The following is a 13675-nucleotide window of genomic DNA, read 5'->3' on the forward strand; positions in this document are numbered from 1 at the left end:
TTTCTCATGGCATCAAGTCAGCGCTCAGTGCTGCACTTGTAGCCGCAGCTGTTCCACCTGGCTGCCGTGCAGCAGCCGGCACAGGTACACGCCGTTGGGCAGCGCGGCGGTGGGCAGGGTCAGGGTTTGCCAGGCGTCTCCGGTGGGCGCGGGGGCCTGGAGCGTGGCCACCAGCGTGCCGTACTGGCTGAATACCTGCACCTGCACCGGGCCGGTCGCGGGCAGGCGGTAGCGCAGTAGGGTAGCAGCCCCGGCCGGATTAGGATAAGCTTCCAGGGCCACCGGGGCGCTGGTCGCGGGGTCGGTATTTGGGCACCCCGTGTGGCGGCCGTACTTCACCGTGCCGTAATCGACAAGCTTGGGGCCATAGTCGGAGGCCCAGCCGGTGGCGTAAGCATCGCCCTGGGGGCTGACGGCCAGCGCGGTAGCCGTAGCGGTTTTGTAGCCCGGGTGACTGGCGAGGCCCAGCCACAGTTCATGGCCCCGCTGCTTGTCGTATTTCACCGTGGCATAAATTGACCGGAAGAGATAAATGGCCGTGCCCGTGATGTATACATCTCCGGAAGCATCCAAGGCAACGTCAACGGGTATTTCGTCCGTGTCCTCGGGAATGCCGCTCTGAACCTGAGGGCCAAAGTACCGCGCCACCCACCGCTGCTGCCCCGTGCGCGAGCCGTACTTGACCGTGGCGTAGTGCGGGCTGATGGTGCTGCCGGGCAGGAGGGGGGGCGCATCCGGGGCCCGCAAGCCATCGGAGGAACCGGTCACGTAGGCATTGCCGGACGGGTCCACGGCGATGGCGACGGCGTTATCGGCAGAAGTGGCCGTTTCGGCGTAGCGGGTCACCCAGAGTGGCTGGCCGGTGCGCTCGTCGTACTTCACGGTGGCGTAATCGGCGTTGCCGGCGGCGTTTTGCGAGTTGCCCGTCACGTACACGTTGCCCGCCGCGTCCACCGCCAGGTCCTTGGCCAGGTCGTCGTGCGCCGGGGTGCCGCCGAAGCGGCTGGCCCACTGCTGGCGGCCCGTGCGCCCGTCGTACTGCACGGTGGCGTAGTCGTAGTCCGCGGCGCAGTAGGAGCTGCCGGTCACGTACACGTCGCCCGAGTGCGTGAGGGCGATGCCCACGGGCGTGTCGGTGGCGTTGGCGGGGCCGTTGTAGCGGGTGCGCCATTCGGTCCGGCCGGTGGCCCCGTCGTACTTGATGGTCACGTAGTTCACGCCGCCAGTGGCCTCCACCGAGGAGCCGGTCACGTAGGCGTCGCCGGCGGCATTCACGGCAATGCCAACGGCATTGTCGTTGCCATTGGCCGGGCCGTTGTAGCGCGCCAGCCAGCGTTGCTGGCCCGTTCGGGCGCTATACTTGATGGTCAGGTAGTCGAAGTTGCTGCCGTTGGAAGAATAGCCCGTGACGAAGACGTTCCCGTTTCGGTCCACGGCGAGGGCCGTGGGAACGTCGTCTTGGTGGGCCGGCCCGGAGTAGCGCGCGGCCCACAGCTGCTGGCCGGTGCGGGCGTCGTACTTCACGGTGACAAAGTCAATCAGCTCGTTGTTTTGGTAGTTACTGACCGTGCCGGTGACGTACACGGCGTCGTTGCCGTCCACGGCCATTGCCGTGGCTCGGTCGTCCCCCGATACGTCGCTGTTGTAGTGGGCCAGCCAGGTTTCGGAAACCTGGCAGCTGGGGGGAGTACACCCGCCCGAAGACCCCGAATCGGGCTGCGATTGGGCGTGGCCGGGCTGCGTGAGCAGCAAGCCCGCGGCTGCCAGCAGGCAGCGAGTAAAATAGTGGTGCATGAGCGTACGGGTTTGGTGAATAGAAAAAGGGGTTCAGACTTGCTTTGGGGAATGACTGGCGCTGGGCATTGGGGCACTACGCCCGCAGCATCAAGCGGCTAAGGGTGGCCGGGTAGCCGGGCGCATCCGGGCGCACTGGCCCGCACGGCGGTAGCTGGCAAGCATCACGGCTACTCATTGGGCAGGGCAAGAAAGCCGGCAACAAACCGAAACAAAATGATTGAAATCAGACTGTCAATTGATTATGCTTTCTGCTTGCTTGCTCCGGACTGGAAGCCGCGTGCGCTGAGCTGGCCCTGCAAATGCCGCAGGGGGCTGGAACAGGCGGGCCGCGGCCGACCGCTGTTCCTAATTAGGCAAATGCCTGATGCTAATCATGTTCCGGAATTTATCCCCGACGCAGATTTGCGCTTTTCCCACTGGTTGCGCCCCGCTTCACCGCGCCGCTATTTATACCACCTCATTCCCGTGCCCCATGCAACAGACGTTTGTGGTCATGACCGATTTTTCGGACGCCGCCCAAGCCGCCCTGTCCTACACCGCCCGCCTGGCCGCGCTGGTGGAGGGGCGCGTCATCCTGCTGCACATCTTTGAAGACCCGCTGGCCGTGGCGCTGGAATCGCCTTTGGTGCTGGCGGCCGGGCGCCTGCGGTTCCGGCCGCAAACCAGCCGCGCCGCCGTGCTGGCCGCGCTAGCCCACGAAGCCCAGCAGCTGCCCGTGCCGGCCGAAGCCGAAACCGCCGAAGCACCGCTCGGCCCGGCGTTGCACCGCCTGCTGGCCCACCGCTTTCCGCAGCTGCTGGTGCTGGGCCGCGCCCACGCCCACGCCTGGTTCGAGCACCTGCTCACGCTGTCGCACCAAGCGGTGGTGCTGAAAGAAGCCCACGTGCCCGTGCTGCTGGTGCCAGAAAATTGGCACCGGCCGGAGCTGCCGCGCCGCGCCGTGGTGGGCGCCGACGGCGCGCCCCTGACCCTGCAGCCCGCCTGCCTGGCCGTGGCGCCGCTGCTGGCCCGGCTGCGGCTGGCCGCCACCGTGGTGCACGTGGCGGCCCACGCCCACGGCCCCTCCCGCGCCCCCGAGGCCCTGGAAGCCGTGCGGCAAACCAGCCTCTTCGGCCCGCTGGACGACAACCACGTGTACGACCTGCGCGAAACGGCCCCGGTCGCCGGCCTGCTGCAAGCCGTGCAGGAGCTGGACGCCGACCTGCTCGTGGTCATGCCCCGGCCCCATTTTTTTCCCGGCAACCTGTTTCACCACGACGTGACGGCCGAATTGCTGCGCACCAGCCCCGTGCCCGTGCTGGTGCTGCCCGCCGTGGCGTAGCGCCCGGCCTGCGTTATGTAAAGGGGAAGTTGGTAAAGACAGTATATTGAATAGAGTATAATCGGTAAACGGCCCTGCTCAACCAGCCCGCTACAGCGTGAAGGTGAGGCCGGCCGTCCACACGGACAGCGCCCGCGAGTCGACGTCGTCGGCGGGCAGGTTCACGGGCACCACGTAGCGCCAGCCGGCGGCCAGCTCCAGCTTGCCCACGGTGTAGCGCACGGGCACCGAAAGCTCGTAGTCGACCACGCTGAAACGGCGCACGTTGCGCACCTTGGTGGTGCCGTTGCGCTTGTCCAGAGCGGCTTCGGCGAAGGACTGCGTGCCGGCCGCCACGCTCACCAGCGGCTCGATGGTGAGGTAATTGTCGGCCCCAAAAACGTGCGGAATCTCAAAAGAGCGGGAGTTTTCTAAGGTCAGAAAGGCGTCGCCCTTGCTGGTGGACTTCCCAAACAAGTACGTGGCGCTCAGCCGCGAATACACCACGCCCCAGTCCTGGCCCAGGGCCGCGTCGAAGGCGTTGTTGACGTTGGATTTGACCAGCTGGCTGTTGGTGGGAAAGAAAAACCGCGAGTAGCTCACCGACACGTCCAGCGTGCGGCCGAAGTCGTGGTCCCAACCCACGGTCAGGTCGGTTTCGTCGAGGGCCGCGGGCGTGTTCAGCAGGTTATACAGGCCCAGCGTGCCGAAGAGGCCGTTTTTGGCGGTGTAAGTAAAGTCGGCGGTGAGGTAGGGGAACGCCACGGCCTGCGAGCGGCCGAAGTAGGTGGAATTGCTGCCGTAGCCGAGGGCGGCGGAAAAGTTGCGCGTGGGCGCGTCCGTGGCGGCGGTATCGGCGGGTGCGGGGGCGGCCGCGGCGCGGGGCGTGCCGGCCAGCAGCGCCCCGGCGAGCAGTAGCACCGAACAGGTAGCGGAAAAAGTCAAAATCGAAGAAGAAAAAAGAAGCAAGGTAAAGCCAAAAAAGCCTCTCCGACAGTTGCGGAGAGGCTTGGAATGGGAGGCGGGGCGCCGCCGGCCGGCTAGTGCTGGCCGGCGCGCATGCCCTTGTGGCGGTGCTGGCCGCGGTGGCTGCCTTTCTTGCGGTGCTCGCCGGCGTGGGTGCCTTTCTTCTGACCAGGACGGGGGCCGGGTCCGGGTGCAGTCTGGGCCAGGGCGGCAAACGAGCACAGGAGGGCCAGGGACAACGTGAGGAAGCTTTTCATGGGAAGTAAAAATGAAAGAGGTTAGCAAAAAGGAGAAGTGAGCGGGACGGCCAATTACTTGACTTTGTGGCCGCCGTGGTGGCCATGGTGGCCGTGGCGCCCGCCGTGATGGCCGCCGTGGTGGCCTTTGGGAGCGGTTTGGGCCAGCGCGGCAAAGGCGCACAGCAGGGCCAGGGCGGAAAGCGTGAGCTTTTTCATGGGAATAGTGGGGGTTTGGGTTAGAAGACGATTCAAACCTACCCCGCCAACATGATGCGAACATGATAAGCGCGCAGCCTGCCGCGCCGCCGTCAGCCGGCGGCCGGAAACGTGAGCAGAAACGACGTGCCCAGCCCCTCGATGGAGTTGACTTCCAGCCGGATGCCGTGCAGCTCGGCGATGGTGCGGGCAATGCTCAGGCCGAGGCCGTAGCTGTCGGCATCGGCGGCAGCGCCCTTGTCGAAGGGCTGGAACAGGCGCGGCAGCTGCTCGCGGGCAATGCCGAGGCCGGTGTCGCGCACTTCAAGCACATAGCCGCCAGTGGGCGCGGGTCGGCCCAGCAGGTCGATGCGGCCGCCGGCGCGGTTATACTTGATGGCGTTGCTCACCAGGTTGTAAATCAGGGTAAAGAGCAGGCCGCGGTTGGCGTTTTTGACTTCAAAATCGGGCGCCACGGCTTGGTGCAGCGTGAGGCCGAGCACGGCCAGGCGGTCCTGCACTTCCTCGCACACTTCGGCCACTAGCGGGGCCAGGGGCACGGTTTCGGCGCGGGCAAACTGGTCGTTTTCAATCTTCGACATCATCAGCAGCGCCTTAATAATGGTGCGCAGCCGGTGCACGGTGCGCTGCGACTCCACCACGCGCAGCTGGTTTTCGTCGCTCAGGCTCTCGTCGGCCAGCATGTTGTCGAAGCGGTATTGCAGGGCGGCCAGGGGCGTGAGCAACTCGTGCGAGGCTTCGGCAATGAACTTACGCTCCTTCGAAAACGAAGCCTGAATGGTGGTCATCATCTCGCGCAGGCTCTCGTCGAGGTAGCGGAAGTCGTCGGTGCTGGTTTCGATGGGCGCGAAGTTGAACGCCGCCGGGTGCTGCGCATTCTTCAGCCGCTGCCGGATGATGGTGTAAAACGGCTCCAGCAGGTAGCGGAAAAACGCCACGTCGGCCAGTGTGGTCAGGGCCACGGCCACCAGCAGAATGTACAGCGCATAATGCCGGAAATTCCGCTCCGTTTCGCCGATGCTGCCGGTGCTGCGCCCGATTTCGAGCAGGTAGTTCTGGCCCGCATCGGCGAAGGAGTAGCTCAGCACACGGTACTCCACAATCTCGTCTTCCACGGCCCGCTTGGCGTCCTCAATGCCGCTGATGCTGGGGCCGGGCGGAATGGCTTCCAGGGAAATAAATTCTTCTTTCAGCAGGTTGTAACTGCCGTAGGAAGATTCCTCTTCGGTGATGAAGGCCGAGATGCCGTTGCGCCGAATCAGCTTGAGCACCTTTTCCTTCTTCTGGGCCAGGCGTTGGTCGGTGCTCAAGCGGGCCAGCCGGCTCATGGCCAGCGGCAGCGCCCCCACCAGCACCAGCAGAATGGCCACCCGCGAAAGGGCATTGAAGAGGGAAAATTTGGTGCTGAGCTTCACGGAGAGCAGTTAATAAAATCGAAAAGAACGTCATGCTGAGCGCAGTCGAAGCATCTCTACCGCGCAAGTAATCCAATCGCCAGGATTTACTACTGCGGTAGAGATGCTTCGACTGCGCTCAGCATGACGTTCTACATTGGTGCAAAAGCAACCCCCTACAGCCGCGCCCGGTACCCGATGCCGCGCACGGTTTCGAGCCAATCCACGTCGGCGTGCTGGCCGAGCTTTTTGCGCAGGTTCTTGATGTGGGCGTCGATGTAGTTGGAATCGAAGCCCGACTCCGGCAGATTGCCCCAGATGTGCTCGGTGAGCTGCAGGCGCGTCATCACCCGGTTTTTGTGCAGCACGAGGTAACTCAGTACGTCGAATTCCTTCACCGACAGGCTTACTTCCTGCCCGCCAAAGAGCAGCCGGCGGGCCTGCAAATCCAGCTCAAACGGCCCCACGGCCGCCAGCGGCTTGTGCAGCCCGAAGCGCCGCCGCGTGATGGCGTGCATGCGGGCCAGCAGCTCGGGCAGCGAGAAGGGCTTGGCCAGGTAGTCGTCGGCGCCCAGCTCCAGGCCGCCGATGCGGTCTTTGACGGCCCCGCGTGCGGTGAGGATAACGAAGGCGGCCGTCAGGCCCTGCTGCTTGGCCTCGGCCAGCACGGTCAGGCCGTCGCCGTCGGGCAGGCCCAGGTCGAGGAGCACGAAGTCGAAGGGCGTGTCGGCCAGCTGCACGCGGGCCTCACGGGCGGTGCGGGCCACGGTGCAGGCAAAGCCCTGCTGATAGAGGAAAAGGCCCAGCTCGCGGGCCAGCGTGCGTTCGTCTTCGACGATGAGAACGGTCATGGGAAATCCAAAAGGGCGCGATTTAGTGGTGCCGGCCGTGGCCACCGCCGTGGCGCGGGCCGCGGGCGCGGCGGGCCGCCCGCGCCGCCTGCCGGTCGTTGGGCTGGCCGTTGGCGTTGAGGCGGCGCGGCTTGGCCTGGTGGCCGGCGCGCGGCACGGCCTTGACGGGCGCTTCGCCCGGGCCCTGGCCGGGCTGCTCGGTTTGCGGCGGCAGGGCTAGCTGAATCACGGCAGGTTGCTTCGCTCGGGCAGCGCTTGCTGATAATAAAGTGCTTAGCAGTAGTATAATGCAGAAAGAATATTTCATAAAAATTTACGCTGGATAACTGGCGAAATAAAAGGGATAGTACTTCCTAGAACCGTAGCTAAAACACCTATTGTGCGACTGTCAACATGGGGAATGCGAGCAGGCGCTAGTCGCAAGGAGAAGCCCTCGGGGACCTTTCAGCGCAAAGGTATATTCCGTGCATGAGGCCAACATGATAACCTCCAGGCGGGACTTAGTAGGGCGAGGCCGGCAGCTCGCGCCCGTCGGTGCTCGCCAACCGTGGAAGTAAGCGGGTGCCGCTACGCTGTCTGTATCATCTCACGTTGTGGATGAAAATGAACCACATACAGCCCCATTACCCAGCCCACCGAGCCTAGCCAGCCGGCCAGCACATCGCTCGGATAGTGCGCGCCGAGGTACACCCGCGCCGCGCCCATGGTGCCGGTCCAGCCCGCGCCCAGGGCCACCGCCGGCCAGCGCCAGCGCGAGGGCCAGAGCAGCACCACCCCGCTGGTAACCAGCGCGGCCGAGGCAATGGCGTGCCCGCTCGGGAAGGAGTAGGCAGTGGCCCGAAACGGGGATTTCATCAGCGGGCGCCACTCGGCGGGGCGGGTGCGGCGGAGCAGGGTTTTGCCGGCCAGCTCCAGCAGCCACGCGCCGCCCATGCCCGCGCCCACCAATCCGGCCTGCCAGCGGCGGTGCGTCAGCAGCAGCCCGCCCGTCAGGGCGAGGCCCACGGCGCCCATGCCCACCGGGCCGCCCACGCGCGACAGCCGCGTGGTGGCGGCGTCGAGAGTGGCGGTGCGGTGGGCTTGCAGCCAGGCAAACAGTTTTTCGTCGGGGGCAAAGCCTTTTTGGCTTCGGATGTGTTCGGCCAAGCGGATGCAGGCCAGCCAGGGCAGCGCCCAGCCCAGGGCAAACAGGGCCGCGCGGGGCCACCAACTGGTTGCCGGCTGGCCGCGCGGGGCAAGGAAAGTGAATGTCATGGCAGGCTTTAAACGGCCTTCTCAGCACCTGCGCTACACAGAACGGTCGTGCTCATGTGGCGTGCGCGAAGTCATAACCGCTTTTACAGCCCAACGCGAGTCCACCCAGCGGGTTGCTCCCGCGGCGAAGCGGCTTCACCGGCGCGACCGTCCGTTAACCGCGGCCCTATTCATTCACGCTACTTACTGCCCGCGCTGCGTGGTTGCTGGGCAACCGGCTGTTGAGCAGAGGCTTCGAGCGGGGCCAGCAGCTGCACCAGTTCCGATACCTGCGCGTCGTCGTCGCTGCCGTAGGCGTTGATGAGCACGCCCTTCGCGCCGCTGTCCGACTCGATGGCGTAGACCACGCACTCGTCGGCCGGGTTCGATTCGCCCTCGAACCGGTACACTTCCCGGATGTGAAACCGGTCCGGATTCAGGCCGATGTCCAGGCTGGGGTCGGGCTGTTGCGGGCCGGTCAGGTTGAAGTCGTGCACGTAGCCGCGGCGGGCCAGGTCGCGCAGGGCCGCGCTTTCCGAAGCATAGGTTTGGGGCTGCATGGCATTGAAGGTTGGGGGAGAGAAGCTGATGAAAAACCAAAGGGCTATCTACAAACCGGTTTGCTCGTTCTGCAGGTCGAACACGTCGCCGCCGGCGTAGCGCGAATCTTCCACGGCGTAGGCGGCGTGCAGCTGGGCTTCGGGGCCGCCTTCGGCAATGAGGGCCGCGGCGGCTTCGCGGGCCGGGTCGGGGGGCGGCGCGGGCGCCTCGGCCGGGCGGCCGAAGGTGCCATAGCGCGGGGTGCCGGCGTGGGCCTTGATGGCCGGTTCGGCGTGTTGCGCCGGTTGCGGCCGGTATTGTTCAGAATTGGGCGTCGCTTTCATGGCGAAAATAGCTGAAGTGGAAACAACTGATAGCTGATTGAAAAACAGGACTTCCTTAGTCGGACTCCTCCACTGGCAGCAGCAGCACCGGTTTCGGGCTGTGGCTGATGACCTGGGCCGTGACGCTGCGGTGAAACAGCCGTCCCAAGAAGCTGCGCGGCCGGGCAATGAGCACCACCAAATCGGCCCGCGTGTCGGCGCAGGCCTGCAGGATGCCCTCGGCGGGCGGGTAGTGCACCCGCTGGTAGAAGGCCACGGGCGTGTTTTCGGGCAGGAGCATGCTGGCCCGCACCCTGGCCCGCACCAGCTGCTCCGCAAATTCGAGCGACTCGTCTTCCTCGGCCAGGTGGGCCACGGTGTAGGTGGCCGTGCAGGCGGCCAGCAGCGGCGCCAGGTGCCGCGCGGCCGAATTGGGGGTGAAAGGGTCGGCATCGAGGGCCACCAGCACGCGCTTGGGCAGCACGGGCGCGGGCGCGGCCTCGGGCACCAGCAGCAGGGGCAGGTGCGTGGCCCGCAGCACGGGCAGTATCTGGTTGTGAAGCAGGTGGTCGAGGAAGCCGTGCTCGGCGCTCAGGCCCATAGCCAGCAGCAGGGGCTGGTGCTGCCGCACGGCGGTGGCCACCGCGTCGGCCATGGGGCCGGCGGCTTCCTCCACCACGGCCGGGCTGGGCAGCTTCCGGGCAATGGCCCAGAGGCCGTCGAGGCGCTCGTTGCGCTCCTGGGCGGCTTCGCGGGCTTCCATCATGGCCAGTTCCGGCGCCAGTAGCACCGGGTACACATTGAGGGTGGCAAGGTTGAGCAGCGTGACGTGGGCGTGCAGCGGCGCGCCCAGCTTGGCGGCGTAGCGGGCCGCCCGCTCGGTTGTGGCCGACACGTTGGCGAGTACCAGGATGGAGGGAGTCATGGCGATGAGTTGACAGAAAAAAGGGGCGGCGCTGACGTACGCGGTGGCGCCAGGGGCGGGCAGAATGATTGAACATCATGTTGCTGGAGCAGGGGCGTCTTCGCAGCGCCCGTGCCGTACCGTTTCGGGGCCGCTCAACCACCCGGCCCCCTACCCACTCCCTCAGTCCTCGGCCGGCAGCACCAGCACCGGGATGGGGCTTGCCTGCACCAGCCGGGCCGTGATGCTGTGGTGGAACAGGCTTCCCACGAAGCTGTGGTGCCGGGCCACCACCACCAGCAGGTCGGCTTCCAGCCGCGCCGCTTCGGCCAGAATGCCGGCGGTTACCTGTGGGTTGTAGCGCTCGTGCAGGTGCAGGGGCGCGTCGAGGGTGTCTTCCACGAGGTCGTTTTGGGTCACGGTTTCGAGCAGGGCGCTGGCGGTGGGGCGGGCGTGCTCGTCGTCGGTGATGTGGATGATTTCCAGGGTGCCCTGCAAGGCTTGCAGCAGGCGGTAGATGGTGTGGTGCTGCGCCCCGACGTTGAACGGCTCCCCATCGACGGCCAGCAGCAGGCGGCGGGGCGGAAACTGGTCCCAGCCCGCGGCCGGCACCACCAGCAGCGGGCAGGCCACGCGGCGCAGCAGGCCCGTGGCCGTGCGGGCCACCAGTTCCACCGGCGCGCCCTCAAAACCGGGCTGGCCCATCACCACGAGCAGCAACTCCCGCTCGCGGGTGATTTCGCGCACGGCGTCGGAAAGCGGGTCGTCGGAAATGTCGACTTCAGCGGGCACGGGCTGGTCCGAAGCCAGCTTTTCCAGCGCGTAAAACGTTTTTTGCTCGCCGGCCAACGTGTGGTAGGCGGCAAACTCGTTGGGCGCCAGCAACGAGTCGTGCTGCGCGTGCAGCAGCAGCAAGTGCGCTTTTAGGGGCACCGCCAGCCCGGCCGCGTACGACAGCGCCCGGTTGGAAACGGCAAAAAAATCGGTGAGGACGACGATGCAGGGCGACATGGCAAAAGGCAAAGAAGGGTGGAACCCAGGGGTGGTTTAAGCGTGCGCGGGGATGCTCACTTTCAGCTCGTTGTTCACAAAGCGCGCCCCGGCCTCGTAGGCTTCGAAGCCGGCCTGCTCGCGGTCGAACCAGGTATCGACGGTGCCGGTGAGGGTGGCCACGCCGTTTGCCACCTGCACGTGCACGTCCTGATGGTAGAGGCCCGCCGACCACTGGTGGCGCCGCCGGATGCGCTCGGCCAGGGCGTGGTCGGGGTCGGGCTGCGGGGTGGGGCGCAGGCCCTGGGCGGGCGGGCCGTAGGGGCGCAGGCCGGTGGCGCAGGTGGCGCCGGTCACTTCGAGGCGGTTCACCACCTCGGCCACGCCGGTGATGCCGGCGGCCACGTCGGCGGCGTGCTCCTGCTCGAAGTGGTTGCCCACGCGCCCGTCGAGGTACGCTTTGCCGTTGTACACCATGGCTTTAACCTCGTAGTCGCCCACGTAGGGGTCGCGGGCCAGCGCGTCCAGCACGTTCTGCCGGATTGCCGCGTCGGGCTCGTGGTGCGGGGGGCGCACTTTCAGGCGGTTTTGCACGTCCCACACGCCCACCACGTGGCGGGCGTCCTGCTCGGCGTCGAGCTTGGCGCGCAGGTTGCTCACCGTGCCGGTGAGCGTCACGTAGCCGTGGTACACGTGCACCTCGGGCTCGTACGAGAGCACCCGCGGGTCGTAGCGGAAGGTGTCGCGCACGGCCCGGGCAATTTCTTCGTCGGTGCGCGGGGCGAACTTCTCGCGTCGCAAATCGCCCACCACGGCCCAGTAGGCCACAAACAGGTCGTGCGCGTCTACCTGGCTGGCGCCCGCCTGGTAGGCCACGCTGATGATGCGCTCCTTCTCGGCCGCCGAGCCCACCGTGCCCGACAGGTGCACTTCCCGGTTGGCGGTGTGCACCTCCACCAGCGTGCTGTTCACCCGAATGTCCCAGTCGAGGATTTCGCGGATTTCGGCGGTGATTTCCTCGTCGGTATTCACGTTTTTGCCGCCGCGCACCCGCAGGTGAGCTGCGTCGATGCGGCGCACCCCGCGCACGCCGCGCAACACGCGCAGCACCAGCTGCAATTCGAGCCAGGTTTGCACGGTGCCGCTCACCTTCACGGTGCCGTCGGCCACGAGGCAGGTCACGTTGTAGTCGGCGGTGGCGGGGTCGTGGGCCAGGGCGCGCTCCACGCGGCGGCGCAGGTCGGCGTCGGGCAGCTCGGGCGTGCGGATGTTCAGCTCGTTTACCACGCCGCGCACCCCGCGCACGGCCAGCGCAATTTCCTCGGCGCGCTGCCGCGACAGCAGGCTGTCGGTGAACCCCGTCAGCTCCACGATGCCGTGCTGGGTGCCGACGTCGATGAGGTGCGCCGACACCCCGCGGCTGCTCAACAACAGCGTTTCGATGGCGGCCGTGATGTCGGCGTCGGCTACTTTTTCCTGCGCGGCGGGCGGGGTGGGGTGTTCAATGGTTTCCATGGGCTGACGGTGATTAGCAAAACAGAAGGAACCAAGCCACGCCCGGCTCAGGCCGTGGCCCGGGGCGGACGCGGGCGCCCGCCCGCCGACACCGCCAGCGTGATGAGCGTGGCCAGCAAAAGCACCGCGCCAATGAGGTTCAGAATGGCTTGAATGAGAATGCCCATGGCGTAGGGGGTGGAGGCAGTGGAACCGCCGTCATGGCCCGGCCGAAGCGGCAGGCCTGGTGCAAATTTCCACCAGACGCGCTGGCAAGGCATTGAATTTTATCAGCGCATTGCCTGATTTTAATCACCGCCTCCGCCTTCGCAGGCAGAAGAAAGGCCCAATAGTGCCCAGCTTGCTGTGCAATGATTACGAACAGGCAACTCCCTGATACACATCAGGCGCCGGGCCGGGCACCGCGCAGATATTCACGGCGTGAAGCAATTTTCTAAGACGCCATGATGCCGTTCGTTGCCCGACTGGATTTGCCTGGCCAGCCCGGTAGCCTCCTGCTGGGCAGCGAGTCATTCGGCGCTTTAAGCCGGGAACTGATGAGAGAATACTCGCTGCTGTACCGCACCGACTCGCGCCTGCTGGTGCTCCTCTTGTTCGGCCTGCTGCTGCTCCTGACCCGGGCCGGCCTGTGGGAGGGCCGGCGCCGCAAGCCCTACGCCACCAGCACCAACGAGCAGTCGGTGGCCGTGGCCTCGCTGCTGGCCTTGCAGGGCCTGCTGCTAGCTTTCTCGTTTTCGATGGCTTCCGACCGGTTTCAGGTGCGGCGCGATGCGCTGGTGGCCCTGGCCGCGAGCTTTCGCACGGCCGTGCTGCGGGCCAACCTCTACCCCGAGCCCGAGCGCACCGGCTTTCGGCGGGAGCTGCACCGCTACCTGGACGCGCGCATCGCCTTCGGCGAGGCGCCGTACGATTCGGTCATTATCAAAGGCACCTTGGTGCAGGCCGACACGGCCATCAACCAGGTGTGGCGCCGGGTGGCGCGGCTGTCCTTCGACCGTCGCTACGACATGGCCACCGACAAAATGGTGGACGCCCTGAACGAGGTGACGGCCCACGCCATTGCCCGGCAGGCCTCGCTGCGCGCCCACGTGCCCGATGCCGTGGTGTACATGCTGTTCATCATTGCCCTCATCACCGCGTTTTTTTCGGGCTACGTGAGCGCCAACCGGGCGCGGTTCGACTGGCTGGCCGTCGTCACCTTCCACCTGATGGTGGCGCTGGTGGTGTTCATCACGCTGGAGCTCGACCGGCCCCGGCGCGGCATCATCCGGCCCTCCGACGTGCAGGAAATCCTGGTCGACCAGCTGCACCTGTTTTAAAGCGGTTTGGGCGGGTCGAAGCCGGGCGCAGCGTACCCCGAAGCTGTGCTTCGGCTCGCGTAAGGGCTTCAGGCACTTTTAGGGAAGC

The 13675-nt window shown here is 66.1% G+C and carries 15 protein-coding genes; 2 read left to right on the top strand and 13 right to left on the bottom strand.

Features of this window, described 5'->3' with window-relative positions; translation table 11 throughout:
* Positions 1–24 precede the first annotated feature (24 nt).
* Complete coding sequence (locus IC234_RS02920; protein ID WP_190922324.1) at positions 25–1794, bottom strand: SBBP repeat-containing protein; 1770 nt, start codon at positions 1792–1794, stop codon at positions 25–27.
* 475 nt (positions 1795–2269) lie between these two features.
* Between IC234_RS02920 and IC234_RS02925 the strand changes: the two genes are divergently transcribed.
* Positions 2270–3118 (top strand): universal stress protein, encoded by an 849-nt coding sequence (locus IC234_RS02925; RefSeq protein ID WP_190922325.1) that lies wholly within the window; start codon positions 2270–2272, stop codon positions 3116–3118.
* 90 nt (positions 3119–3208) lie between these two features.
* On the opposite strand, the gene IC234_RS02930 is transcribed toward IC234_RS02925, so the two are convergent.
* From IC234_RS02930 to IC234_RS02985, 12 genes are all read right to left on the bottom strand, one after another.
* Positions 3209–4042, bottom strand: a complete 834-nt coding sequence (locus IC234_RS02930) for a hypothetical protein (RefSeq protein WP_190922326.1) — start codon at positions 4040–4042, stop codon at positions 3209–3211.
* A 95-nt stretch (positions 4043–4137) separates the two neighbouring features.
* The gene (locus tag IC234_RS02935) at positions 4138–4320 is read right to left on the bottom strand and encodes an invasion associated locus B family protein (protein ID WP_190922327.1); all 183 of its coding nucleotides are present in this window, start codon (positions 4318–4320) and stop codon (positions 4138–4140) included.
* 54 nt (positions 4321–4374) lie between these two features.
* Complete coding sequence (locus IC234_RS02940; RefSeq protein WP_190922328.1) at positions 4375–4518, bottom strand: hypothetical protein; 144 nt, start codon at positions 4516–4518, stop codon at positions 4375–4377.
* A gap of 92 nt (positions 4519–4610) precedes the next feature.
* A complete protein-coding gene (locus IC234_RS22115; RefSeq protein ID WP_190922329.1) occupies positions 4611–5933 on the bottom strand; it encodes a sensor histidine kinase in 1323 nt (440 codons plus the stop codon).
* A 155-nt stretch (positions 5934–6088) separates the two neighbouring features.
* Positions 6089–6763 (bottom strand): response regulator transcription factor, encoded by a 675-nt coding sequence (locus tag IC234_RS02950; protein ID WP_190922330.1) that lies wholly within the window; start codon positions 6761–6763, stop codon positions 6089–6091.
* Between the two features lie 22 nt (positions 6764–6785).
* Positions 6786–6992, bottom strand: coding sequence for a hypothetical protein (locus IC234_RS02955; RefSeq protein ID WP_190922331.1), 207 nt, complete (start codon positions 6990–6992; stop codon positions 6786–6788).
* Positions 6993–7330: 338 nt separating this feature from the next.
* Positions 7331–8017 (bottom strand): phosphatase PAP2 family protein, encoded by a 687-nt coding sequence (locus IC234_RS02960; RefSeq protein ID WP_190922332.1) that lies wholly within the window; start codon positions 8015–8017, stop codon positions 7331–7333.
* Positions 8018–8196: 179 nt separating this feature from the next.
* The gene (locus tag IC234_RS02965; RefSeq protein ID WP_190922333.1) at positions 8197–8556 is read right to left on the bottom strand and encodes a phosphoribosylpyrophosphate synthetase; all 360 of its coding nucleotides are present in this window, start codon (positions 8554–8556) and stop codon (positions 8197–8199) included.
* 48 nt (positions 8557–8604) lie between these two features.
* On the bottom strand, positions 8605–8880 hold the full coding sequence (locus tag IC234_RS02970) for a hypothetical protein (protein WP_190922334.1): 276 nt from the start codon (positions 8878–8880) through the stop codon (positions 8605–8607).
* 55 nt (positions 8881–8935) lie between these two features.
* Positions 8936–9784: a universal stress protein gene (locus IC234_RS02975; protein ID WP_190922335.1), complete on the bottom strand. Its 849-nt coding sequence runs from the start codon at positions 9782–9784 to the stop codon at positions 8936–8938.
* A gap of 162 nt (positions 9785–9946) precedes the next feature.
* Complete coding sequence (locus IC234_RS02980) at positions 9947–10774, bottom strand: universal stress protein (RefSeq protein ID WP_190922336.1); 828 nt, start codon at positions 10772–10774, stop codon at positions 9947–9949.
* Between the two features lie 36 nt (positions 10775–10810).
* Positions 10811–12268, bottom strand: coding sequence for a BON domain-containing protein (locus IC234_RS02985; protein WP_190922337.1), 1458 nt, complete (start codon positions 12266–12268; stop codon positions 10811–10813).
* 443 nt (positions 12269–12711) lie between these two features.
* Between IC234_RS02985 and IC234_RS02990 the strand changes: the two genes are divergently transcribed.
* Positions 12712–13587, top strand: a complete 876-nt coding sequence (locus tag IC234_RS02990) for a bestrophin-like domain (protein WP_190922338.1) — start codon at positions 12712–12714, stop codon at positions 13585–13587.
* The last annotated feature ends 88 nt before the right edge of the window (positions 13588–13675 follow it).

It is taken from the genome of Hymenobacter armeniacus (genome assembly GCF_014699055.1).
GTDB classification, from domain to species: domain Bacteria; phylum Bacteroidota; class Bacteroidia; order Cytophagales; family Hymenobacteraceae; genus Hymenobacter; species Hymenobacter armeniacus.

Excerpts from the sequence above, each read along its gene's own strand:
- IC234_RS02920 (WP_190922324.1), bottom strand. The coding sequence starts at position 1,794 with ATGCACCACTATTTTACTCGCTGCCTGCTGGCAGCCGCGGGCTTGCTG.
- IC234_RS02925 (WP_190922325.1), top strand. The coding sequence starts at position 2,270 with ATGCAACAGACGTTTGTGGTCATGACCGATTTTTCGGACGCCGCCCAA.
- IC234_RS02935 (WP_190922327.1), bottom strand. The coding sequence starts at position 4,320 with ATGAAAAGCTTCCTCACGTTGTCCCTGGCCCTCCTGTGCTCGTTTGCC.
- IC234_RS02940 (WP_190922328.1), bottom strand. The coding sequence starts at position 4,518 with ATGAAAAAGCTCACGCTTTCCGCCCTGGCCCTGCTGTGCGCCTTTGCC.
- IC234_RS02950 (WP_190922330.1), bottom strand. The coding sequence starts at position 6,763 with ATGACCGTTCTCATCGTCGAAGACGAACGCACGCTGGCCCGCGAGCTG.
- IC234_RS02960 (WP_190922332.1), bottom strand. The coding sequence starts at position 8,017 with ATGACATTCACTTTCCTTGCCCCGCGCGGCCAGCCGGCAACCAGTTGG.
- IC234_RS02965 (WP_190922333.1), bottom strand. The coding sequence starts at position 8,556 with ATGCAGCCCCAAACCTATGCTTCGGAAAGCGCGGCCCTGCGCGACCTG.
- IC234_RS02970 (WP_190922334.1), bottom strand. The coding sequence starts at position 8,880 with ATGAAAGCGACGCCCAATTCTGAACAATACCGGCCGCAACCGGCGCAA.
- IC234_RS02975 (WP_190922335.1), bottom strand. The coding sequence starts at position 9,784 with ATGACTCCCTCCATCCTGGTACTCGCCAACGTGTCGGCCACAACCGAG.
- IC234_RS02980 (WP_190922336.1), bottom strand. The coding sequence starts at position 10,774 with ATGTCGCCCTGCATCGTCGTCCTCACCGATTTTTTTGCCGTTTCCAAC.
- IC234_RS02985 (WP_190922337.1), bottom strand. The coding sequence starts at position 12,268 with ATGGAAACCATTGAACACCCCACCCCGCCCGCCGCGCAGGAAAAAGTA.
- IC234_RS02990 (WP_190922338.1), top strand. The coding sequence starts at position 12,712 with ATGATGCCGTTCGTTGCCCGACTGGATTTGCCTGGCCAGCCCGGTAGC.